Annotated in this window: 24 protein-coding genes; 12 read left to right on the top strand and 12 right to left on the bottom strand. The window is 70.8% G+C overall.

Going from position 1 to position 22,666, the window contains the following annotated elements; all coding sequences use genetic code 11:
* Window positions 1-89 precede the first annotated feature (89 nt).
* From HH310_RS18085 to HH310_RS18070, 4 genes are all read right to left on the bottom strand, one after another.
* Window positions 90-1,229 (bottom strand): glycosyltransferase family 4 protein, encoded by a 1,140-nt coding sequence (locus HH310_RS18085; RefSeq protein ID WP_169176733.1) that lies wholly within the window; start codon window positions 1,227-1,229, stop codon window positions 90-92.
* The gene (locus tag HH310_RS18080; RefSeq protein ID WP_169176732.1) at window positions 1,229-2,485 is read right to left on the bottom strand and encodes a M48 family metallopeptidase; all 1,257 of its coding nucleotides are present in this window, start codon (window positions 2,483-2,485) and stop codon (window positions 1,229-1,231) included. Before HH310_RS18080 ends, HH310_RS18085 begins: the two co-directional genes overlap by 1 nt.
* Window positions 2,486-2,543: 58 nt before the next feature.
* Window positions 2,544-2,765, bottom strand: a complete 222-nt coding sequence (locus tag HH310_RS18075; protein ID WP_169176731.1) for a hypothetical protein — start codon at window positions 2,763-2,765, stop codon at window positions 2,544-2,546.
* Window positions 2,766-2,860: 95 nt separating this feature from the next.
* On the bottom strand, window positions 2,861-4,231 hold the full coding sequence (locus HH310_RS18070; RefSeq protein WP_169176730.1) for an NYN domain-containing protein: 1,371 nt from the start codon (window positions 4,229-4,231) through the stop codon (window positions 2,861-2,863).
* A gap of 105 nt (window positions 4,232-4,336) precedes the next feature.
* Between HH310_RS18070 and HH310_RS18065 the strand changes: the two genes are divergently transcribed.
* From HH310_RS18065 to HH310_RS18045, 5 genes are all read left to right on the top strand, one after another.
* A complete protein-coding gene (locus HH310_RS18065; RefSeq protein WP_169176729.1) occupies window positions 4,337-6,136 on the top strand; it encodes a DEDD exonuclease domain-containing protein in 1,800 nt (599 codons plus the stop codon).
* A gap of 72 nt (window positions 6,137-6,208) precedes the next feature.
* Window positions 6,209-7,996, top strand: a complete 1,788-nt coding sequence (locus tag HH310_RS18060) for a bifunctional (p)ppGpp synthetase/guanosine-3',5'-bis(diphosphate) 3'-pyrophosphohydrolase (RefSeq protein WP_169176728.1) — start codon at window positions 6,209-6,211, stop codon at window positions 7,994-7,996.
* Between the two features lie 32 nt (window positions 7,997-8,028).
* Entirely contained in the window at window positions 8,029-8,565 is a 537-nt protein-coding gene (locus HH310_RS18055; RefSeq protein WP_169176778.1) for an NUDIX hydrolase, read from the top strand.
* Window positions 8,559-9,398, top strand: a complete 840-nt coding sequence (locus HH310_RS18050; protein WP_169176777.1) for a sugar phosphate nucleotidyltransferase — start codon at window positions 8,559-8,561, stop codon at window positions 9,396-9,398. The genes HH310_RS18055 and HH310_RS18050 overlap by 7 nt, the downstream gene beginning before the upstream one ends.
* Before the next feature lie 65 nt (window positions 9,399-9,463).
* Window positions 9,464-9,751, top strand: a complete 288-nt coding sequence (locus HH310_RS18045; protein WP_169176727.1) for an Lrp/AsnC family transcriptional regulator — start codon at window positions 9,464-9,466, stop codon at window positions 9,749-9,751.
* On the opposite strand, the gene HH310_RS18040 is transcribed toward HH310_RS18045, so the two are convergent.
* A complete protein-coding gene (locus HH310_RS18040) occupies window positions 9,734-10,687 on the bottom strand; it encodes an HTH domain-containing protein (protein WP_169176726.1) in 954 nt (317 codons plus the stop codon). The two genes, HH310_RS18045 and HH310_RS18040, sit on opposite strands and share 18 nt — an antisense overlap.
* On the opposite strand from HH310_RS18040, the gene HH310_RS18035 reads away from it, so the two are divergent.
* On the top strand, window positions 10,686-11,978 hold the full coding sequence (locus HH310_RS18035) for an MFS transporter (RefSeq protein WP_169176725.1): 1,293 nt from the start codon (window positions 10,686-10,688) through the stop codon (window positions 11,976-11,978). The genes HH310_RS18040 and HH310_RS18035 overlap by 2 nt on opposite strands.
* On the opposite strand, the gene HH310_RS18030 is transcribed toward HH310_RS18035, so the two are convergent.
* The 4 genes from HH310_RS18030 to HH310_RS18015 are packed head-to-tail and all read right to left on the bottom strand — an operon-like array spanning window position 11,972 to window position 16,185.
* Window positions 11,972-13,582 carry a ubiquinol-cytochrome c reductase cytochrome b subunit gene (locus tag HH310_RS18030; RefSeq protein ID WP_169176724.1) on the bottom strand — a complete coding sequence of 537 codons (1,611 nt, stop codon included), beginning with the start codon at window positions 13,580-13,582 and terminating at the stop codon, window positions 11,972-11,974. The two genes, HH310_RS18035 and HH310_RS18030, sit on opposite strands and share 7 nt — an antisense overlap.
* Window positions 13,579-14,691 carry a ubiquinol-cytochrome c reductase iron-sulfur subunit gene (locus HH310_RS18025; protein ID WP_169176723.1) on the bottom strand — a complete coding sequence of 371 codons (1,113 nt, stop codon included), beginning with the start codon at window positions 14,689-14,691 and terminating at the stop codon, window positions 13,579-13,581. The genes HH310_RS18030 and HH310_RS18025 overlap by 4 nt, the downstream gene beginning before the upstream one ends.
* Complete coding sequence (locus tag HH310_RS18020; RefSeq protein WP_169176722.1) at window positions 14,688-15,536, bottom strand: c-type cytochrome; 849 nt, start codon at window positions 15,534-15,536, stop codon at window positions 14,688-14,690. The genes HH310_RS18025 and HH310_RS18020 overlap by 4 nt, the downstream gene beginning before the upstream one ends.
* Before the next feature lie 49 nt (window positions 15,537-15,585).
* Complete coding sequence (locus tag HH310_RS18015; protein ID WP_169176721.1) at window positions 15,586-16,185, bottom strand: heme-copper oxidase subunit III; 600 nt, start codon at window positions 16,183-16,185, stop codon at window positions 15,586-15,588.
* Window positions 16,186-16,292: 107 nt separating this feature from the next.
* Between HH310_RS18015 and HH310_RS18010 the strand changes: the two genes are divergently transcribed.
* From HH310_RS18010 to HH310_RS17995, 4 genes are all read left to right on the top strand, one after another.
* Complete coding sequence (locus tag HH310_RS18010) at window positions 16,293-17,267, top strand: cytochrome c oxidase assembly protein (RefSeq protein ID WP_169176720.1); 975 nt, start codon at window positions 16,293-16,295, stop codon at window positions 17,265-17,267.
* A gap of 53 nt (window positions 17,268-17,320) precedes the next feature.
* The gene (locus HH310_RS18005; RefSeq protein ID WP_169176719.1) at window positions 17,321-17,755 is read left to right on the top strand and encodes a hypothetical protein; all 435 of its coding nucleotides are present in this window, start codon (window positions 17,321-17,323) and stop codon (window positions 17,753-17,755) included.
* 39 nt (window positions 17,756-17,794) lie between these two features.
* Window positions 17,795-18,853: an anthranilate phosphoribosyltransferase gene (gene trpD / locus HH310_RS18000; protein WP_169176718.1), complete on the top strand. Its 1,059-nt coding sequence runs from the start codon at window positions 17,795-17,797 to the stop codon at window positions 18,851-18,853.
* Between the two features lie 134 nt (window positions 18,854-18,987).
* The gene (locus HH310_RS17995; RefSeq protein WP_169176717.1) at window positions 18,988-19,194 is read left to right on the top strand and encodes a hypothetical protein; all 207 of its coding nucleotides are present in this window, start codon (window positions 18,988-18,990) and stop codon (window positions 19,192-19,194) included.
* A gap of 50 nt (window positions 19,195-19,244) precedes the next feature.
* On the opposite strand, the gene HH310_RS17990 is transcribed toward HH310_RS17995, so the two are convergent.
* Together HH310_RS17990 and coxB are read right to left on the bottom strand one after the other, a co-directional pair.
* The gene (locus tag HH310_RS17990; RefSeq protein WP_169176716.1) at window positions 19,245-19,670 is read right to left on the bottom strand and encodes a cytochrome c oxidase subunit 4; all 426 of its coding nucleotides are present in this window, start codon (window positions 19,668-19,670) and stop codon (window positions 19,245-19,247) included.
* Window positions 19,671-19,679: 9 nt separating this feature from the next.
* A complete protein-coding gene (gene coxB / locus HH310_RS17985; protein WP_169176776.1) occupies window positions 19,680-20,564 on the bottom strand; it encodes a cytochrome c oxidase subunit II in 885 nt (294 codons plus the stop codon).
* Between the two features lie 266 nt (window positions 20,565-20,830).
* On the opposite strand from coxB, the gene HH310_RS17980 reads away from it, so the two are divergent.
* Complete coding sequence (locus HH310_RS17980; protein WP_312034171.1) at window positions 20,831-21,967, top strand: aminotransferase class V-fold PLP-dependent enzyme; 1,137 nt, start codon at window positions 20,831-20,833, stop codon at window positions 21,965-21,967.
* Window positions 21,964-22,173, top strand: a complete 210-nt coding sequence (locus HH310_RS17975) for a sulfurtransferase TusA family protein (protein WP_169176714.1) — start codon at window positions 21,964-21,966, stop codon at window positions 22,171-22,173. The genes HH310_RS17980 and HH310_RS17975 overlap by 4 nt, the downstream gene beginning before the upstream one ends.
* Here HH310_RS17975 and HH310_RS17970 read toward each other — a convergent pair.
* Window positions 22,166-22,666 (bottom strand): ATP-binding protein, encoded by a 501-nt coding sequence (locus HH310_RS17970; RefSeq protein ID WP_169176713.1) that lies wholly within the window; start codon window positions 22,664-22,666, stop codon window positions 22,166-22,168. The genes HH310_RS17975 and HH310_RS17970 overlap by 8 nt on opposite strands.

Raw genomic sequence — 22,666 nt, 5'->3', positions numbered from 1 at the left:
CTGCGCGCGGCCGCCGCCCAGTCGGCCGCCGAGCACGCCGCCGCCGTCGGCCGGATCATCGAGCTGTCCCGCGACGACCGCTGAACCGCTCACGATCCGGCGGGTAAGCCGTCCAGCAGGGCCTCCAGCCGCGCCGCCTGGGTCTCCCAGCGCCACTCCCGTTCCACCCAGGCCCGGCCCGCCGCGCCCATCTCCTTGGCCCGCGCCCGGTCGCTGAGCAGCTCGATCAGGCGGGACGCGATCGCCGGCACGTCCCGGCCGTCCACCACGTACCCGGTTTCGCCCTCGCGGACCGCGTCCGGCGCACCGCCGGAGTCGCCGCCCAGCACCGGCAGGCCGGACGCGGACGCCTCCAGGTAGACGATGCCCAGGCCCTCCACGTCGAACCCGCCGGCCCGGGTGCGGCAGGGCATCGCGTACACGTCGCCGGCCGCGTAGTGCTCGGGCAGCTCGGCCCACGGGACCGAACCGGTGAGGACGACATCGGACTCGACGTCGTGCTCGCGGGCCAGCCGGGCGAGCTTTTTACGGTACGGGCCGCCGCTGACCAGCAGCAACGCCGCGCCGGGCACCCGCCGCCGGATCGCCGGCATCGCGCGGATCAGCATGTCCTGGCCCTTGCGTGGCACCAGCCGCGACACGCACACGATCACCGGCCGGTCGCCGAGGCCGTAGCGCTTGCGGACCACGGTGCCGTCCACATCGGGGTGGAAGGTCTCCACGTCGACGCCGGGGGCCAGCCTCTCCAGCGACGTCAGGCCGTCGAGGGCCCGCGCGAGCCGGGTGCGCTGATAGTCCCCGAGATAGGTCACGACGTCGTTGCCGCGGGCGATGCGGCGCAGCAGCTGGCGGGCGCCGGGCAGGGCCGCCCACCCGATCTCGTGCCCGTGCGACAGCGCCACCCCGCGCGTCACGCCGGCGTCGCGGCGCAGCCCGGCGGCGAGCAGCCCGAGCGGCGCGGCCGCACCGAACCAGACCCGGTCGCAGCCGAAGGAGCGGGCGAGCGACGCGGCCCGGCGCGCCACCGCGGGCGTGGGCAGCAGCATCCCGGTCTTCTCCCGGACCACCTCGAACGGTTGTTCCGCGTCGAAGGCGGCCGCGCCGCGCCAGCTCGACGCGTAAACCACCAGCGAGCCGGCCGGCTGGCGCACCGCGAGGTTGTGCACGAACTGCTGGATACCGCCGGGGCGGGGCGGGAAGTCGTTCGTGATCAGCAGGGTGCGGCCCATCAGCGTTCACCCCGGGCGTAGGCGCGCGCCGCGGCCATCCGCTCCACCGTGGACGGGTGCGAGGCGGACATCGCGTACTCCCAGGTGGGCGGGTCGGGGTCGGACAGGTTGACGGTGCCGAGGCGGCGCTGCATCGCCTCGAACGTCGCCGGGTCGGCGGTCAGGGCCAGCGCGTGCGCGTCGGCGCGGGCCTCGATCCGCCGCGAGACGAGCGCCTGCGCCGGTCCGAACACCAGCCCGGCCACGGCGACCACGGCGAGCATCAGCCCGATCGCCCGCGGCTCACCGAACGACTCCACGTGCGCGCGGCTCAGCAGCCAGCCCCAGGAACCCAGCAGGTACAGCGCGATCACCGCCAGCGCCGCGCCGAGCGCCCCCTGGATCGTGCCGATCAGCACGTCGTTGTCCTTGGCGTGGCCCAGTTCGTGCGCGGCCACCGACACCACCTCGTCCGGCGTGGCCTCGGTCAGCATCGTGTCGTAGACGACGATCCGCCGGGTCGGCCCCAGGCCGGACACATAGGCGTTGACCGCCCGCGTACGCCTCGACGCGTCCGCCACCAGCACATCCTTGACCGGTACGCCGTCGCGGGCGGCCAGCTCGACCAGCGACGTGCGCAGCGGCCCGTCGGCCATCGGGGTGAACTTGTTGAACACCGGCTCGACCAGCACCGGCAGCACGAACGACAGCAGCACCACGAGCGCCGCGGCCCCGGGCGCCGCGAACGCCCACCACCAGCGCGGTGCGTAATGCGCGACCGTGTAGAACCCGAGCAGCGCGATCATGCCGATCACCGCCCCGACCGCCCAGCCCTTGAGCAGGTCGACCGTCCAGGCGCCCCACGACTGGGTGGAGATGCCGTACTTCACCACGACGGTGTGCCGCCAGGCCGCGAACGGCAGCGTGATCACCTCGGTGACGAGCACGACGATCAGGCCGCCGAGCACCGCCCGCGCCACCCAGTTCCCCCCGAACGGCCGGCCCGCCTGGGTGACCAGCCAGGACCCGAGCGGGGTCAGCCCGAGCACCAGGGCGGCGATCAGACCGACGGCCATCCCGCCGTACGCCCCCGGGCGCAGCTCGGCGTGAAACCGCCGGGCCCGGCCGACCGCGTCGGACGGGAGCTTGCCGAGCGCGTCGAGCTGGTCGGCGCGCGGGGCCGGCGGCCGGTGCCACGGGATGGTCAGCGCGGCGAAGACGACCAGAGCGACGACGAGCACGGCGAGCGCGCAGGCCGCCCAGAGCCGCGGCGTCACGCCGCACCTAGGCGCGGGAACGGGTGGGAGAGCATCGGTCCATCCTAGGGAAAGCCGGTCACGCCACGTCGCGGTGGCGCGGGAACATCGGCACCACCACCGGTGGCTCGGGCGTCTCGAGCAGCTCGACCTCGAACCCGGCCAGCTCGAAGACCTCGATCGCCCGCAGCTCGCCGGGGGTCAGGTCCTCGATGCCGTCCGGGGTGGCGGCGAGCGTCTTGACCAGGCAGCCGTCGCACTCGTCGGGCCGCTGGGAGCAGCGACCGCAGTCGATGATCATGACTCCTCCTCACGGAGCCGAAGCCGGGACGAATGCCCCCGGCTAGGTGAGGGTCACGCTATGCGACGGGTACGACAAAAACGCGTCGGCGCAGGTCAGGAGCGTGCGAGGCGGCGCAGCAGCGAGTCGGCGCCCATCGGGTACGCCCCGTGGCGGCGCACTCCGTCGGCCACCTCACGGTCCGACGAGATGACCACGATCGGCCGCCCGGCCGGTTCGGCGCGCACCAGCTGGCGGATCAGCTCGTCGGCGGTGTCGCCCTTGCGGGAGAACAACACGCGGACGCCGCGGGGGGCCGGCGGCAGGCCGTGCACGCGTTCCGCGCCGTCGAAGACGACGGTGACCTCGTCGCCGGTCTGCGCGGCGATCCCGCCGAGCCCGGTGATCAGCCGTTTGCGCTGCTGCTCGAGCGACATGTCGGCGAAGCCGCGCTTGGTCACGTTGTAACCGTCCACGACCAGGTGCGCCCGCGGCAGTTGGAGCAGCTGATCGAGCCGGCCGGGGTCGTCGGTGTCCTGTGCCCGCGCCCGGGAGCGCTCCGGCGAGCCGGGGCGTTCCGCCGATTTGTCGGCCACGAAGTCGGCGGGCATCTTGTCGGACGGCCCGAGGGCCAGCTCGCGGCGCAGGCCGGACGCCGCCTGCCCGATGGTCTCGACGAGCAGCCACAGCCGGGCGTCGTCGGCGGCCCGGGCGTCCTTGGCGCTCTGCTTGCCGGTGGCGGCCAGTGCCTCCGCCTCCGCCAGGCGCGTCTTCAACCGGCGGAGCTCGGCGTCGTGATCCGCCGCGACGCGCGACGCGCGTCCCTTCTCGGTGGCCAGCAGGTCGCTCGCGCGTTTCTGCGCCGCCTGGGTCTCACGCAGGGCCCTGGTGGCGGTCCGCGCCTCCTCACGCAGCTGGCCCAGTTCCTCACGGACCCGGGCCAGCTCGTCACGCAGCTTGTCGGCCTCCACCTTGGCGACCGCGCGATCGTGTTCGGCGCGGGCGGCGCGGTGCTCGGCGGCGCGCAACTGGCCGGCCACCGCGGCGCTGTCGGCCTCGGCCTGCACCGCCTGGCCGGCGTTGTCGATCAGGTCGCGCCAGCCGTCCGGGCGGGCCAGATATGCCAATGCGGCGACCTCGACCGGGTCGGCGGCGGCCGGGGCCATCCCGCTCGCGACGGCCGTCCCGAGATCACCGGCGTCCTCCAGGGCGCGGGTGCTGATCCGCTGCCGGAACAGCGGGTCGCCGGCCAGTTGCGCGGCGATCTCCCGGCCGCCCAGACGGGCCCGCCGGTTCGGGGCGAAACGTGCTACACGTCGCAGTGCGACGGGAATCTCATCCGCGCCCAGGCCCGGCAGCGCGGCCGCGGTCAGCGAGGTGATCCGCTGCCGGACCGGCTCCGGAAGGGTCGGTTCCGGGACGAACTCCGCATCCTGGACAGCCGCCTCCTCCTCGGGGCGGTCGCCGGACGGCAGAGGCTCGGACATCCCACCATTGTCACACCCTGGGCCTGGGAAAAGCTTGCGGTAGCAAGTGATCTTTTGAGGACGCCGGATGGGTTTATGTCGTACCCGGGACCTAATCTTCCCGCCGTGGCACAACCGGCATACGTCCAGGGCACTCTGGACACGCTCCTGACCGCCGACGGGTCGGTCGACCCCGCCGCCCTCTCCCTGGCCGACACCACCTTCGTGGTGCTCGACCTGGAGACCACCGGCGGCGCCGCGGACGGGAGCGGCATCACCGAGATCGGCGCCGTGAAGGTGCGCGGCGGCGAGCAGCTCGGCACCTTCGGGACCCTGGTCAACCCCGGTGAGCGCATCCCGCCGTTCATCACGGTGCTGACCGGCATCACCGACGCGATGCTGGCCCCGGCCCCGCCGATCGAGTCGGTGCTGCCCAGCCTGCTCGAGTTCCTGCGCGGCGCGGTGCTGGTGGCCCACAACGCCCCGTACGACGTGGGGTTTCTCAAGGCCGCCTGCGCCCGGCACGGCTACCCGTGGCCCCAGCCGAAGGTGCTGGACACGGCGGCGGTGGCCCGGCGCGCGCTGACCCGCGACGAGGTCCCCAACCGCAAGCTGGGCACGCTGGCCCAGTTCTTCCACGCCGAGGTGCAGCCGACGCACCGCGCGCTGGACGACGCCAAGGCCACCGTCGACGTGCTGCACGGGCTGATCGAGCGGCTGGGCAGCTTCAAGGTGCACACGCTGGGTGACGCGATCGAGTTCGCCCGGGCGGTCACCCCGACCCAGCGCCGCCAGCGGCACCTGGCCGAGGGCCTGCCGCACGTCCCCGGCGTCTACGTGTTCCGGGCCGCCGACGACCGCCCGCTCTACGTCGGCACGTCGAAGGACATCGCGACCCGCGTCCGCAGCTATTTCACCGCCAGCGAGAAACGGGCCCGGATCAACGAGATGCTCGCCGCCGCGACCCGGGTGGAGGCGGTCGAGTGCGCCCACACGCTCGAGGCCGAGGTGCGCGAGCTGCGCCTGATAGCGAGCCACTCCCCGCCGTACAACCGCAGGTCGAAGTACCCGGAGCGGGTGGTCTGGCTGAAGCTGACCGCCGAGGCGTACCCGCGGCTGTCGGTGGTGCGCAAGCTGGCCGACGACGACGCGGCCTACCTGGGCCCGTTCTCCAGCCGGCGCACCGCCGAGCTGGCCGCGGCCGGGGTCTACGACGCGGTCCCGCTGCGCCAGTGCACCCTGACCCTCTCGGCAACCACCCCGACGGCCGCCTGCGCCCTCGCCGAGCTGGGCAAATGCCCGGCGCCCTGCGAGCACCGGATCAGCCCCGAGGCGTATCTGAAGAACGCCGCCCTGCCCTTTCGGAGCGCCATCCACGGCGACCCGGAGCAGGTCGTCGAGGCGCTCATGGACCGCATCGAGGCGCTCTCCGGCAGGCAGCGCTACGAGGAGGCCGCGGTGATCCGGTCCCGGCTCGTGGCGCTGCTGCGCGCCACCGTCCGGATGCAGCGGCTGGCCGCGATCACCCGGGTCCCCGAGGTGGTCGCCGCGCGCCGCAACGACGTGGGCGGCTGGGAGATCGTCGTGGTCCGGCACGGCCGGCTCGCCGCGGCGGCCACGTCCCCGTCCCGCGAGCACCCGCGCCCGACCCTGGACGCGGCCCGCCTCACCGCCGAGACGGTCCTACCCGGACCGGGTCCGGTGCCGGCCGCGTCCGCCGAGGAGACCGAGCGCGTCCTCGCGTGGCTGGAACGGCCGGACACCCGCTTGGTGGAAACCTCCGGCGACTGGGTGTCACCGGTTCGTGGCGCCGCGCGGTTCACCGCCCTGCTCAGCAGGGCCGAGGCGGCCGCTTCGGGCAAAGACTCGGCCGTTCGCTCATCGGTAACTGACCGTTCGGATGACGCCCGCTCGCTTAGGCTGTAAGGCAAGTGGGGTCCCGTGACGGGTTCGCGGGGTTCTATGACGATTTAGCGGGCGAGCGTGAGGGGGTGTCCTGTGGACGTCGACGCCGGCCACGGCGCCGCCCTCGGACGTGCCCTTCCGACCTCCTCGCCCGGCGACCTGACCCTCTCGCAGCGTCTACGGTCGCTGCTGAGCTTTCCGGGCGGTGACGACGACCCGGTCTCGGTGCTCACCCGCACGCACCGGAGCATCCACCCCTCGGCCGACGCCGCCGTCCTGCGCCGCAGCTACGCGATCGCGGAAAACATGCACCGCGGCCAGATGCGCAAGTCCGGTGACCCGTACATCACGCATCCGCTCGCCGTCGCGCAGATCTGCGCCGAGCTCGGCATGGACACCACCACCCTGGTCGCGGCCCTGCTGCACGACACGGTGGAGGACACGAGCTACACGCTGGAGGCGCTGCACGGCGACTTCGGCCCCGAGGTGACCCACCTGGTCGACGGCGTCACCAAGTTCGACAAGGCGTTCTACGGCAAGATCGCCGAGGCCGAGACCATCCGCAAGATGATCGTCGCGGCCGGCAAGGACGTCCGCGTGCTGGTCATCAAGCTCGCCGACCGGCTGCACAACATGCGCACGCTGGACGCCCGGTCGCCGGCCAGCCGGGCCCGGATCGCCACCGCCACGCTCGACGTGCTGGTCCCGCTCTGCGACCGGCTCGGCATCCAGGCGCTCAAGCGCGACCTCGACGACGTGGTGCTCTACCACCTCGAACCGGACGCCTACGCCCGCATCGCCGAGCACGTGCAGAACAGGCCGGGCTGGACCGACTACCTCGCCGACGTCAGCGCCAAGGCGCGGGTGGCCCTGCGCCGCCAGCGGGTCTCCGCCGACGTGCACGCCCGGCCCCGCCACTTCTACTCGATCTGGAAGGACACGGTCTCGGGCGGCCACAGCGTCCCGTTCGACCTGCCCCGGATCGCGGTCGTGGTGGACGGGCCCGAAACCGACTGTTACGCCGCGCTCGGCGCGATCCACGGCCGCTGGCGCCCGGTCGCGGGCCGCTTCAAGGATTTCATCGCCTCGCCGAAGAACAACCTGTACCGCTCGCTGCACACCACCGTGACCGGCCCGGACGGACGCCTGGTCGAGGTGCTGATCCGCACCGAGACGATGCATCGGTACTCGGAGTACGGCGTGGCCACCGGCTACCGCTATCCGAAGGTGGCGGAGACCGCCGACCCGGCCGGCGACCAGCTCACCTGGCTGCGCCGGGTGCTCGAGTGGCAGCAGGAGACCGACGCCGCCCAGTTCCTCGCCTCGCTGCGCTGCGACCTGGCCGAGGCGCAGATCACCATCTTCGCCCGCGGCCATGCGTTCGAGCTGCCCGGCGGCTCGACCCCGGTCGATCTGGCGTACGAGCTGAGCCCGCAGACCGGCGACTCGTGCCTGGCCGCCACGATCAACGGACGGCTCGCGCCGCTGAGCTCGCAGCTGCGCGACGGCGACGTCGTCGAGATCTTCTCGGAGAACGACGGGCACGTCGAGGTCGAACCCGGGGCGCCGCGCGGGCCGCGCCGCGAGTGGCTGGGCTTCGTGAAGTCGAGCCAGGCGCAGCTGCAGATCAACAAGTATTTCGACGACAAGAACGAGCCCGGCATCAGCATCGCCGACAAGGTGCGGCTCGGCCGGGCCACGATCGGTCTGACACTGCGCAAGCACGACCGCGGGCTCGCCAGCGAGGTGCCGCTGCGCCGGCTGGCCGAGGAGATCGGCTACCCCGACCTGGAGACGATGCTGGTCGCGGTGTGTGAGCGCAATCTGGACCCGGACGCCGTGGTCGAGCAGCTCATCGCCCTGGTGGACCACCCGGACTGAGCACCGTGCGACTCACCGATAGCCTTTGCGACGTGAGTCTTCCTCGGCGGCTGCGCGGTTACGCGTATCAAACCTTCTATCGGCTTCCGCCCGGAACACGTCGTTTTCTCGCGCGCCTCTCCGCCCCCAAATATCTGGTCGGCGCGGTCGCCGTGATCCGCGACGCCGAGGCGCCCGAGCGTCTGCTGCTGCTGCGCCAGCCGCCGAACCGCGGCTGGGGCCTGCCCGCCGGTCTGCTGAAACATCACGAGCGCCCGGCCGACGGCGCCGCGCGGGAGCTGTTCGAGGAGAGCGGGGTGCGCATCGACGCCGCCGACCTGACGGCCGGCTCGCCGAACGCGATCATCCACGCGGTCGGGGTGGTCGACACGGTCTGGTTCGGCTCGGTGCCGGCCTCCACGACGACGCTGCGCGTGGACGGCGGCGAGGTGCTCGAGGCGCGCTGGTTCCCGGTCGACGACCTGCCCCGGCTCACCCGCAACTGCGCGGACCTGCTCGGGCGCTACGGCATCGGCCCGCTCGCCGAGATGCAGAAGGATCCGCTCGGCCCGAAGGCGCCTCGATCGTGACGGCCGAGGTCGCGGGGGTCGTGCTGGCCGCGGGTGAGGGCCGGCGCCTGCGGCCGCTCACCGAGCAGCTGCCCAAGGCGCTCTGCCCGGTCGGCAACGTGGCCCTGCTCGACCGGCAACTGGCTCGGCTGGCCGGCCTCGGGCTCGCCGGGGCGGACACGGTCGCGGTGAACGCGGCGTACCTGGGAAACCAGATCGTGGCGCACGTGGGTGACCGAGCGCATGTGTCGGTGGAGGCGGACGGGCCGATCGGGACGTCGGGCGGCGTCGCCGGCCTCAAGGACTGGATCGGCGGGCGCGGCGTGCTGGTCGGCAACGCCGACGGCTACCTGGCCGACCCCGCGCGCGAGGCGGGCAAGGACATCGCCGCGATGCTGGACGGCTGGTCCGGCGAGACCGTGCGGATGCTGACCAAGCCGCTGCTGCCGGGCACCACGGGCGGCTTCAGCGGCCGCCGCTTCACCGGCTTCTCGCTGATCCCGTGGCGTTTCGTGCGGGACCTGGCGGCGGTGCAGTCCGACCTCGTCCGCACGGTGTGGCGGCCCGCCGAGGCCGAAGGCGCCCTCGAGCTGATCAACTATGCCGGTGTCTACATCGACACCGGCACCCCGGCCGACTATCTGAGAGCCAATCTGCACGCCGCGGACGGCCGTAACCTGATCGACCCCACCGCCGCGGTCGACGGGCCCGTCCAGGAGTCCGTGATCGGCGCCGGTGCCCGGATCCGCGGCGCGCTCGCCCGCAGCGTCGTCTGGCCGGGCGGCGAGGTGGCCGCGGACGAGTCGCTGACCGATGTGGTCCGGGCGGGCGGCGGTCTCACCGTCAGCGTCTGAGGCGGCCCGGCCCGGCGATACCATGGTCGCGACCTAGTCCTGCCTCACCACCGAGGAGCCCGCGGGTGAACACAGCGATCGTGCACATCGACTGCGCCACCGACTCGATTCCCGAGGTCGCCGAGGCGCTGGCGGCCCTGGACGGGGTCAGCGAGGTCTACTCGGTGGCCGGGAACGTCGATCTCATCGCGGTCGTCCGGGTGTCGCGTTTCGACGACATCGCCGAGGTCATCGCCAACCGGATCTCCAAGACCCCCGGCGTGATCAACACGGAGTCGCACATCGCCTTCCGGGCCTACTCCAAGCACGACCTCGAGGACGCGTTCGCGATCGGGCTACCCGACGCCGACTAGCTGGTCGCCCAGATCCGACCTGCGATAGAGCACCGAGCGGCCGTGCCGGGCGCTGACCAGCAGCCCGGCATCGCGCAGCGCGCGCAGATGCTGGTTGATCGCGGTGGTGGTGACGCCGAGGCGGGTGGCCAGCTCGGTCGATGAGCCCGGCGTGCCGAGCTGCACCAGCAGCCCGGCCCGCCGATCGCCGAGCAGCGCGATCAGAGCGCGGGGCGCGGGCAGATCCTGCGCCTCCCACAGCGTTCCCCCACCGCGGGCCAGGTAGATGATCAGCGGCGGCTCGGACGGCGAGATCGGCCCGGACGCGTTCCGGATCCAGATCGAGGGCATCAGCGTCAGCCCGCCTGTCGTCGGCCGTGAGTAGTGCACGTTGGTCCGCAGCCGCAGCTCCACCATGTCGTCGGTCAGGCTGATGCGGCCGGGCAGCCCGCCGAACATCGCGGCCAGGCCGCGCTGGGCGATCTCCCGCCCCCGGAAGGTCACGTCGCCCTCCAGCAGGGCGCGCATCCTCGGCCAGTGCTCGGCGAAACACCTTTCCCAGTACGCCTGCAGAGCGCTCACGATCCGCTCGGCCACCCGGGGTCCGCGCAGCGGCGGCGGCAGTACCCCGTCGTACAGCGCGCGCAGATCCCGGTCGACGATCTCGGCCGGGACCGTGGCGACCGCGGCCAGTTCCTCCTCGATCCGGGTGAGCGGCGAGCGCGGGTTGGGATTCAGGAAGTCCGGCGTCCACAGTTCCTCGTTGACCAGCGTCATCAACAGTTCCGCGTCGAGGTGCGGGCGGGCCGCCTCGACCGCTCGGATCCACGGCAGGTGCAACGGATACCGGCCCGGGTCGCGCCACGCGCGCAGCGACAGGGTCATCTCGTTGAGCGGCGAGATCGCGAAGCGGACACCGCCGAGATCGGGACCGGCCAGCTCGTATCGGATGACCATGAAGGAATACGCTACATCGATCGCCGGACGCGGACGTGCCTGGCAGAACTATCGCGTGATCAGCATTCCCCGCAGCCCGGTCGAACGGGCCCTGATGTGGTCGTCCGCCTCCTCCTCGCTCGCCAAGGGCGTCATGTTCGGCGTCAGCGCCCTCTACTTCACCACCGTGATCGGATTGAGCCCGGCGACGGTGGGTGCCGGGCTCACCGCCGCCGGCGTCGCGGGCATGCTCGCGTCGTTCGGGGCCGGGCAGCTGTCCGACCGCTACGGTGCGCGGCGCATCCTGCTGGTCGCCATGCTCGGCCAGGGGGCGGCGATCGGCGCCTACTGTCTCGCCCGGACGGCTGTCGCGTTCGTGCTGATCGCCTGTCTCGCCTCGGCGGCCCAGGGTGCACAACGGACCGCGCAGGTGACGTTGCTGGCCCGCGAGTTCACCGGCGACGACCGCATCGACGTGCGGGCGCGGCTGCGCGTGGTGACGAACGCCTTCGTGGGTGCCGGCTCGGCGCTGGTGGCGGTGGCTCTCGCGGTCGGGACGGCGGCGGCCTACACCACGGCGATGAGCCTCGCGGCCGTGCTGGTGCTGGTGTCGGCGGTGCCGTTGCGGGCGCTGCCGGTCGCCCGGGCCGCCGAGCACACGCGGACGTCGTTCCGGGCGCCGATGCGCGACCGCCGGTACGTCGCGATCGCGGCGCTCAACGGGATCATCACGATCCAGTTCGGTCTGCTGACTGTCGGGGTGCCGCTGTGGGTGACCCGGCACACCGCGGCGCCGGCGCCGATCGTGGCGCTGCTGCTGGTGCTCAACACGGTCATCGTGATGTTCTGCCAGGTGCCCGCGGCCCGCACGGTCCGGGACATCGCCAGGGCCGGGCGCGCGGTGCTGATCGCGGTCCTGCTGCTGATGCTGGCCTGCCTCCTGTACGCCGCCGCGGCGTACGGGAGCCTGGTCATGGCCACCGCCGTGCTGGTCCTCGCGGTGATCGCGCACAGCGCCGGAGAGATCATGTCCGAGGCGGGTGGCTGGGAGCTCGCGTTCGAGCTGGCCGACCCGCGCAACACCGGCGCGTACCAGGGGGTCAGCCAGACCGGTTTCGCGATCGGCTCGGCGCTGGCCCCGGCCGTGGTGACCTCGACCGCGATCAACCACGGCACGTCCGGATGGCTGCTGCTCGGCGGGCTCTTCCTGGCCGCCGGGGCCGGCACCTTCCTGATCGCCGGCCGGGCCTTCTCGCACACGCGAAAAGGGCCCGCCGAAGCGGGCCCTCTCAGCGTGACATCCGATCAGTGACCGGAAGTGATCTCCTCGCGGTCGTCCGGACCCGTCACCGGCGGCATACCGGGGGAAACGGGAGCCTCCGGCGGCGTCTCCACCGGGAAGAAGAATCCCTTGATCGCGGGCGCGAGCGCACCGACCCGGTTCATCTTCTTCGGAACGACCCAGCCGCCGTACTCGATCGGGATCGGGTGACCGTGGTCGTCGGTCGGGCCGAGTGGCTGGTGGACCTCGACGAACTGGCCGCTCGGCAGGCGCCGGATGATGCCGGTCTCCACACCGTGTGCCAGCACCTCGCGGTCGTGCATCTGCAGACCCAGGCAGACCCGGAACGCGACGAAGTACGCCAGCGGCGGCAGGACCAGCAACCCGATACGGCCGGACCAGGTCATCGCGTTCAGGCTGATGTGGAACTTGTCCGCGATCACGTCGTTGCCACCCATGAGCGTGGCCCAGATGAAGAACGCGAACGCCATCGCACCGATCGCGGTCCGCTCCGGATTGTCCCGGGGACGCTGGAGCAGGTTGTGGATCGCTTTGTCTTTATGGCGTCTGGCCTCGATGAACGGATAGAACATCGGGACCGTGGTGAGTGCGCCGAGACCGACGACCGCGGGCCAGAACAAGGGCGGAATGCTGTACGGCCCGAGGTAGATCTGCCAGTTCGGCATGACACGGAGCAGACCGTCCATGAACATGACGTACCAGTCGGGCTGGCTCGCCGAGGACACGTTGGCCGCCGAGTACGGGCCGAACAGCCAGATCGGGTTGATCTGGAAGAGACCGGCCATCAACGCGATGACGCCGAAGACGGACATGAAGAATCCGCCCTGCTTCATCACGTACCGCGGGAACATGCGCTCGCCGACCACGTTGGTGTTGGTCCGCATCGGGCCCGGCCACTGCGTGTGCTTCTGCTTGAACACCAGGCCCACGTGCACCGCGATCAGCGCGAGCAGGATGGCCGGGATGAGCAGCACGTGCGCGATGTAGAAGCGCCCGATGATCAGGTCACCCGGGTACTCCCCGCCGAAGACCGCCGCGGAGATCCACGTGCCGGCCACCGGGATGGACAGCATGATCGCGGACGCGATGCGGAGGCCGGTGCCGGACAGGCCGTCGTCCGGCAGCGAGTAGCCGGTGAAGCCCTCGAGGAAGCCGAGCAGGAACAGCGTGACGCCGATCGCCCAGTTCGCCTCGCGCGGCTTGCGGAACGCGCCGGTGAAGAACGTCCGCGCCATGTGCACCACGATCGCGGCCACGAACAGCAGCGCCGCCCAGTGGTGCATCTGCCGCAGGAACAGACCGCCGCGCACGTCGAACGACAGGTTCATCGCCGACTCGTACGCCGCGGACATCGGGACGCCACGCAACGACGTGTACGAACCGTTGTAGACGACCTCCTTCATCGACGGGTCGAAGAAGAGGGTCAGGAACGTACCGGTCAGCAGCAGCACGATGAACGAGAACAGCGCGATCTCGCCCAGCAGGAACGACCAGTGGTCCGGGAAGACCTTGTTCAGAATCGCGCGCAGCGGGGTGGCGACCTGGTAACGCTCGTCCACGCCCCGGGCGATGTCCGCGGGGGCTTGTGCGAGATCGACTTTACGGCGCTTCACGGCCGCTCCCAGAAGTCGGGTCCGACGGTGTCCTTGAAGTCGGACTTTGCCACGAAGAAGCCTTCCGAGTCCACCTCCAGCGGCAACATGGGCAGGCGCCGGGTCGCCGGGCCGAAGATCGGCTGGGCGTTGCGCGTGACCATGAACTGCGACTGGTGGCACGGGCAGAGCAGACGCTGCGTCTGCTGCTCGTACAGGCTCGCCGGGCAACCCGCGTGCGTACAGACCTTCGAGTACGCCACGTAGTCGCCGAACATCGAGCCCTTGTTGCGCGCATCCGCGTCGGCGTGCTCGCGCGCCACCAAAGCATCCTCCGGACGCAGGTGGATCAGCAGCGTCGGCGAGTCGGCGTACTCATTGGTCGCGCCGCCCGGGATGCCCGGGAACACCGTCATCTGACCACCGGTGCTGACGTCCTCGGGCCGCACCGGCGTCCCGTCGTCGCGGGTCAGCCGGACCAGCTGCCCGTTGTTCGCCACCGGGTCGAACCCGGTGCGGAACAGCGGCGGGTTCTGCCCGTTCTCCGGCTTGTGCGGGTTCTTGATCAGACCGCCGATCAGCGGTGCCGCCGCGGCGATGCCGAGCGGGGCGAGGCCGATCGCGATGGCGCCCTTGAGCAGCGGCCGGCGCTGGACGCCCAGCTCCTCCGCCACGTACACCATCGTCTGGCCGGTGAGCAGCTGCTCGTCCGGGGTGGCGCCGCCGTCGTGCCGGTGCTGGATGAGCACCTCGTGCGGCAGCAGCTTCTTGGCCCACGCGAGGATCGCGAGGCCGAGACCGAACAGGGCGATCGCCAGCGACACACCGAGGATCGGCGTGAAGTAGTCGCTCTTCGTGTCGCCGAGCTTGAACTCCCACGGCCACACGATGTAGAAGACCACGAACGCCAGGCCGGCCAGCCCGGAGATGATCAGCAGGATGGCGATGTTGCGCACCACCCGCTTCTCCGCCTTGGAGTTCACGCCCGGGAACTGCGACTCGTACGTGACGATCTCGATGTCGTCGCGCCGCAGGCCCTCCTTGACGATGTCGAAGCGGGACAGGCGCGGGTCGCTCAGGTCGACCGGCGGCTGCGAACCGCCGTTGCCCCCGTCGTGCGTTGTCGTCATGACTTCCCCGCAATCCACAGCGCCGTGAAGACCAGGACCACGATGCCGACGGCGAAGATCGCCAGGCCCTCGGTCACCGGCCCGTACCGGCCCAGGTTGAAGATGCCGCCCGGATCCTTGTCCTGCTGGAGCTGGGTCGTGACGTACGTGACGATGTCCCGCTTCTCGTCGGGGGTGAGCTGGTTGTCACCGAAGACCGGCATGTTCTGCGGGCCGGTCAGCATCGCCGAGTAGATCGTCTGGGGCGTGGCGTCGTGCAGCGCCGGCGCGAACTTGCCGGACGAGAGCGCACCGCCGGCACCGCCGTTGCCGTGACACGACGTGCAGTTCTGCCGGAACAGCTCACCACCGCGGGACAGCGCTTCCGGGTTGGTGGTCGGGTCGTCGCTGAAGTTGCCGTCGGCGGGCAGCTGCGGGCCACCGCCGAGCTCCTGGATGTACTGCGCGATCTGCTTGGTCTGCGTGTCGTCGAACTGCGGCTTCTTCTCCTCGGCCTGGGCCTCCTGGCGGGTCGCCGGCATGCGGCCGGTGCTGACCTGGAAGACGACCGAGGCGGAGCCGACGCCGATGAGGCTCGGACCGCGGCCCACGACACCCTGCGCGTTCTCGCCGTGGCAGGAGATACAGCTGTTGTCGAACAGCTGCTTGCCCTCCTGCGCGGAGGCGGACAGCGGCACGGGGGTGTCGTCTGCGAAGGCTCCGGGTGCGAAGGCCGTGTAGACGCCGCCGGCGAGCGCGAGGGCGGCGAGCATGCGCACCGCCGCACCGAGTCGCCGGCGCGCCCGGCTCGGGGCTTTACGCCGCCGAGCTAACACCCAGCGCCGGCCGGGGGTGCTTGAAGTCATGGGCTGTATCCCTCTGGATGTTGACCTGAAGCTCATGGACGTTCGACGGCTACTTGAGCCAGTAGATCATCGCGTACAGCGCGATCCACACAACGTCCACGAAGTGCCAGTAGTACGACACGACGATCGCCGACGTCGCCTGCGCCGGCGTGAACCGGCCCATGGTCGTGCGGATCATGTAGACGATGAAGGCGATCAGACCACCGGTGACGTGCAGCCCGTGGAAGCCGGTGGTCAGGTAGAACATCGAGCCGTAACCGTCGCCGTTGAGCCGGACGCCCTCGCCGACCAGGTTGCGGTACTCGTTGGCCTGCCCGAGCACGAAGATCAAGCCCATCACGAAGGTGATCGTGAACCATCGTCGAAGCGCGAACACATCGCCCTTCTCCGCCGCGAACACACCGAGCTGACAGGTCACCGAGGAAAGCACCAGGATGACCGTGAAGACCGTCGCGTACGGGACGTTCAGCTCTTTGGTGTGTTCGGCCCACAGGCCGGGCGCCGCCGCGCGGATCGAGAAGTACATGGCGAACAACGCCGCGAAGAACATGAGTTCGCTGGAGAGCCACACGATCGTGCCGACGCTGACCATGTTTGGTCGAGTCAGCGAGTGGATCCTGCTTCTGTCGATGGCTGAGGCCGCTGTCACGGGCTCATTATTGCCCCGCGATCAGGCGTGTGTGCCGCGGGGGTGGGAATCCGCTGTGTGTCGGCCCGATACGACATGCGGATACCGCTTGGGCCTAGCCTCAAGTGGTGCAGCCAGTTCAAACACCCTCGCTCCTGGTAGCCGCCGGGGATAATGACCTGCCGCCGTTCACGCCCGGGGCGATCTTCACGCAGCTCCACCTGACCAGCCTGGTGGCGTTGATCATGCTGCTGGCGGTCGCTTTGTACGGATATGGCGTCTACCGGCTGCGGCTGCGCGGCGATCGGTGGCCGGTCGGGCGCACGGTGGCCTTCGTCGCCGGTGGACTCGGCTCGATCGCGGCGGTCACCGTCACCGGCATCGAGGCGTACGACGACACGCTGCTGAGCGTGCACATGGTCCAGCACATGGTGCTCTCGATGGTGGGCCCGATCTTCCTGGCGCTGGGCGCCCCGGTCACCCTCGCGCTGCGCACGCTGCACGGCACCTCGCGCAAGAGCCTGCTCGCCGCGCTGCACAGCGCGCCGGTACGCGTCCTGACGTTTCCGCTGGTCGCGTTCGGTTTCTTCGTGGCGACGCCGTTCATCCTGTACTTCACCGGGCTGTACCGGCTGACCCTGGAGCACGCCTGGGTCCACGAGCTGACCCACGTGCACTTCATCGTCGTCGGTTGCCTGTTCTTCTGGCCGCTGCTCGGCCTGGACCCGCTGCCCAACCGCTGGCCCTACCCCGCCCGCGCGCTGCTGATGGTGCTGTCCGTGCCGTTCCACACGGTGCTCGGGCTGACCATCATGCAGAGCAAGACGCTGCTCGGCGGCGACTACTACCCGAACCTGCATCTGAGCTGGGTGAACCCGTTCGACGACCAGGTCACCGCGGGCGGCATCCTGTGGGCCGGCGGCGAGATCGTCAGCGTCACCATGCTCGGCATCCTGGTGCTGCAGTGGATCAAGCAGTCCGAGCGGGAGGCCCGGCGCATCGACCGGGCCCTGGACCGGGCCGAGGCACAGGAGGCCGCCCGGTTGCGGGCGACCAACGTCACACCGGCCCCGGCCAACGCACCACTGCCGGACAGCGAGTAACGACGTTCGGTACGATCCAGCCAGCAACCACGACGTGAACCGGGGCACATTCAATGAGCGACACGCCGGAGACCTACACGGTCCTCCTCTACAGCGACGACAGCGCGGTTCGCGACCGGATCCGCCTGGCCATCGGCACGCGTCCGGCCGCCGACCTCACGGTCGAGTTCGTCGACGCCGCCACCTGGGAGGACTGCCGCGATCTCCTGGACAAGTACGTGATCGACCTGATGGTGCTGGACGGCGAGGCGGCCCCCGCGGGCGGCATCGGCATCGCCCGGCAGACCAAGGACGAGTACGACTTCCCGCCGCCGATCTGCGTGGTCATCGCCCGCGCCGCGGACCGCTGGCTCGCCGCGTTCGCGCAGGTCGACCAGACGCTGGTCGCCCCGCTCGACCCGGTCACCACCGGCCAGACCATCGCCGGCATGCTCCGCGACCACCGCGACGGCGTCGTCCCCCTGGGCACGATGGGTCCGCGCCGCTAACACATCCCCGTTCGCCGTGATCCCCGACGGAGGCCCGCCATGGGTTCACCCACCTGGCCGAACCTGACGAGTGCCCTGCTGCGGGGCGAGGAGCTGGGCTCCCGCGATACCGCCTGGGCGATGGGCGAGATCATGACGGGCAACGCGTCGCCCGCCCAGATCGCCGGGTTCGCGGTCGCGCTGCGCGCCAAGGGCGAGACGCCCGGCGAGTTAGCGGGTCTCGTCGAGGCGATGCTCGCGAACGCGACCTTGATCACGCTGCCGGAGGAGACCCGGACCACAGCGGTCGACGTGGTCGGCACCGGCGGCGACCGGGCCAACACGGTGAACATCTCGACGATGGCCGCGATCGTCACGGCCGCGGCCGGGGTGACCGTGGTCAAGCACGGCAACCGGTCCGCGTCGTCCACCACCGGCACGGCCGACCTGCTGGAGTTCTTCGGCATCCCGCTGGACCTCGGACCGGAGGGGGTCGGCCGCACGGTCGCCGACGCCGGCATCGGCTTCTGCTTCGCGGCGCGCTACCACCCCGGCATGCGGCACGCCTCGGTCACCCGGCGCGAGCTGGGCGTGCCGACGTTCTTCAACATGCTCGGCCCGCTGACCAACCCGGCCCGGCCGACCTCGGCCGCGGTGGGGTGCTTCGACTTACGGATGGCGCCGGTGATGGCCGCGGTGTTCGCCGGCCGCGGCGACTCGACGATCGTGATGCGCGGCGCGGACGGGCTGGACGAGTTCACCACGGCGGCGCCCACCCGGGTGTGGGTGGCCAGCCGCGGCGAGGTGACCGAGCACCTGATCGACGCGACCGAGCTGGGCCTGCCGCGCTCGGCGCCGGACGCGCTGCGCGGCGGCGACGTGGCGTTCAACGCCGACGTCGCCTCGCGGACCTTCGCCGGCGAGCTCGGGCCGGTGCGCGACGCGGTCACGGTGAACGCGGCGGCCGCCTTCGCGGCACAGAGCGGCTTCCCCGGCGACCTGAGAGCCACGCTGCGGGACGGAATAGCCCGGGCCCAGGAAACTATCGACTCCGGCGCGGCAACCGCTCAGCTTGCCCGCTGGGTGGATGTGGCGCAAAAGGCGAAAGCGGCCGGGTAAACCGCCGGGTAACAAATCGGCACCAACTCACAGCGGACACGCCGTTGTTAATGCTCCGCTATGCCGGAATTCCGTGGCAGCGTCTGAATGACATTCGGGTAATTCCCACCTTCCGGCGAAGAGAGGAGCCACCCGTGCCGGAACGCGAACTGCGCTGTGTCATTTGCGACGGCGACATGATGTTCGAGGTGCCGCCTTGCGACGACGACCACGACGACTGCCCTGAGCTGGTCTGCACCCGCTGCGGCGCGGCCGAGGTCGTCGCCCCGATCGTCGTCCACATGTGGTTCCCGCCGCATGCCCCGCGCCGCATAGCCCCGCAGCAACGCCGCGCCGCCTGAAACACGAAAAGCCCGCTCCCTCATCGAGGGAGCGGGCTTTTTCATAACCTCTAATGCTCGGCGGTGTGCCGCGTGCCGCTGTAGTACTCGAAGATCATGGACGACGCGGAGAAGATGACGCAGAGCATGCCGACCGCGATCAGCCACCACTGCCAGAACGCCAGACCCATGCCCGCGATGGTGGCGGACAGCGCCACCCCGAACGGCCAGTAGCTGCCCGGGCTGAAGAAGCCGACCTCGCCGGCGCCCTCGGCGATCTCGCCGTCCTCCCGGTCCTCCGGCCGCAGATCGATACGGCGGGCGACGAACCAGAAGAAGCCGCCGCACATCGTGCACAGGAGTCCGGAGAGGATCAGCGCGACGAAGCCGATCCACTCGATCTCGCCATCAGCGCCGTGTGTCCACGCCCCGTAGACCGCCGCGGCGGCGAACAGGAAGCCGGCGACACCGGCGAAGATTTTGTACTCGGTCCTCACGGCTGTCCCCTAGTTCCCCGAAGCCGGAACGGTGTTCGGCGAATCGCTTCCCTGAACCGCGTCGTGCTGGTTCCAGCTGTTCTTCTGGCGCCGGGTGTCGAACGGCTCGGTGGTCACCGCGTACGCCTGGTTGCCGGTGAAACCGATCGTCGCCATGGCCTGCTGCGTGGTCTGCCCGGCGATCTTCGCCTGCAGGTATTGATCGAACTTCTGTGGCGAGACCGCCACCAGCTCGAACTGCATGAAGGCATGGTAGGTGCCACAGAGTTCGGCACATCTACCGACGTATCTGCCTTCCTTGTCGAGCGTCACCTCGAACACGTTGCGCACGTTACCGGGGAAGACGTCGCGCTTGAAGAGCAGCTCGGGCACCCAGAACGAGTGGATGACGTCCTTGCTGGTCTCCTCGAACCGGATCGTCTCGTTGGTCGGCAGGACGAGCAGCGGGATGACCTCGGACGAGCCGACGGTGGACGCGACCGTGTTGGCCTGCGCGCCCTGGCCGTCGCGGTAGTCGAACTCCCAGTTCCACTTGAACGCGGTGATCTGGACGACCTGATCCGGGTTCTTCGAGAGTTTGTCCACGTCGGTCTGCACGATCGCCGTGTAGTAGAAGAGGACCACGACCACGAGCACCGGGGTGACCGTGTAGAGGACCTCCATCGGCATGTTGAAGCGCGTCTGCACCGGCAGCGCGTCGCCACGCTTGCGGTAGCGGATGATGCACCAGAAGATCAGGCCCCACACGAAGATGCCGACGACGAGCGCGGCGACCACCGCGGCGATCCAGAGGTCGTACATCTTGTGGGCCTGCAGGCTGATGCCGTTGCTGGGCCAGCCGAAGTTGCCGAACTTGCTCCCGAAGCTCTCGATCGAGCAGCCCGAGAGCACCATCAGTAACGTCACCGCACCGATACCGAGCCCGGCGATGCGGACTGCGACTCTCGGCCGTGCGGCCGCTTTTCTTGCGCCCACCTGCTCCTGCCTCCCTAGCAGCGCCGCCCACCCGAAACGACTGTCCCCGCCTGAAAAGGAACGTGGGCGGCAAGGCGTCACTGACGGTCGCACATTACTCGACCAGGCCGTCCCATTCTGTTGCGGGGGTCGGATCTCCACCCGCACGGCACATGCCCCGACAACCGGACGATACCGTTCCCAAGGTGGATGACAGGGCGGTTCGCGCGGCGTACCTGGACGCGGCTACGGCCGCGCCGCTTCATCCGGTGGCGCGGGAGGCGTTGCTCGCCGCGCTGGCCGACGGATGGGCGGATCCGGTCCGCCTCTATGCCGCGGGCCGGCGGGCGCAACAGCTCGCCGAGGCGGCCCGGGCCGCTTTCGCCGAGGCCCTCGCGGTACGCCCGGACGAGATCTCCCTCTGGCCCTCGGGCACGGCCGCCGCCCAGGCCGCGGTGCTCGGCGGCCGCGCCGGACGCGCGCGGCAGGGCGACACGCTGGTGCATTCCGCGATCGAGCATTCGGCGGTGCTGCACGCGGCCCGCACCGGCAAGGCGGTCGAGGTGCCGGTGGACCGGCTCGGCCGCATCGACCTGGACGCATGGGACCGGGCCGTGTCCGCGCCCGGCACCGCGCTGGCCAGCCTGATCAGCGCCAGTCACGAGGTGGGCACACTGCAGCCGGTCGCGGCCGCGGCCGGCTACTGCGCCGAGGCCGGGGTGCCCCTGTTCGTGGACGCAGCCCAGTCGATCGGCCACGCGGAGGTGCCGGCGGGCTGGTCCTTGCTCAGCGCCAGCGCGCACAAGTGGGGCGGCCCGCCCGGAGTGGGCGTGCTCGTCGTACGCAAGGGTGTGCGCTGGATCTCACCTTTTCCACAGGATGATCTTTATCGCCCCGGCGCGCCCGGCGCTGTCGACCTCCCGGCCGTGGTGGCCGCGGCGGCCAGCCTGCGGGCGGTGCTGGGCGAGGCGAGCTCGGTCGCGGCCCGGCAGACGGCGCTGGTGGCGAGGATCCGCGAGCGGGTCGCCGCGACCGTGCCGGACGTCGAGGTGGTCGGCGACCCCGACCGGCGGCTCCCCCACCTGGTCACCTTCTCCTGCCTGTACGTGGACGGCGAGGCGCTGCTGCACGCGCTGGACCGGCGCGGTTTCGCGGTGTCGTCGGGCTCGTCGTGCACCGCGTCCACGCTGCGGCCCAGCCACGTGCTGGAGGCGATGGGCGTGCTGAGCCACGGCAACGTCCGGGTGTCGCTGCACCGGGACACGACGGCCGAGGAGGTGGACCGCTTCCTCGCGGTCCTGCCCGGGCTGGTCGCCGAGATCCGGGCGGAGGCGGGGATGTGACGCTGGACTGCCTCGGGCAGAAGTGCCCGCTCCCGGTGATCCGCCTCGCGCAGAACATCGGGAAGGTCGCGGTCGGCGAGGTCATCCGGGTCCTCGCCGACGATCCGGCCGCGCGCAACGACATCCCGGCCTGGTGCCGGATGAAAGGTCAGGAGTATCTGGGCTCCCCCGAGCCCGCCGCGTTCGAGGTGCGGCGGGTCAGCTGAGGTAGGCGACGATCGGGCCGACCGGGTCCTCGGCCAAAAACGTGTCCACGACCAGGCGCGGGCCGAGGTACGGCTCGTACTCGGCCTGCCGTTCCAGCACCCGCACCCAGTCCGGGACCCCGTCGTGGTCGCGGGCCGCGAACCGGGCCTCGACCCGCCGCCGGTGTTCCGCGTCGTCGCCGACGACCACCTCGACGACCCGCATCGGCACCTTCAGGCGCTCGGCGAGGTCGACCCAGAGCTGCCGGGCCGGCCGTCCCGGGTTCACCGCGTCGATGATCACGTGGTGCCCGATCGTGAGTTGCACCTCGGCGAGGGCCGCCACCACGCCGTACGCGGCCAATCCGGGACGCGGCTCGGTCACCTCGTAGCGCCGCAGCGTGAAGTCGACCGTGTCGACGGCGAGCACTGCCGCGGGCAGCTCGGCGGCCACCCGCGCGGCGAGCGTGCTCTTGCCGACACCGGGCAGACCGGCGAAGACAGCCAGGACCAT

The sequence above is a fragment of the Actinoplanes sp. TBRC 11911 genome (assembly GCF_012933445.1).
Taxonomy (GTDB): Bacteria; Actinomycetota; Actinomycetes; order Mycobacteriales; family Micromonosporaceae; genus Actinoplanes.
The sequence above is the reverse complement of the archived record's forward strand: the minus strand, read 5'-3'. Positions and strand labels throughout refer to the sequence as shown.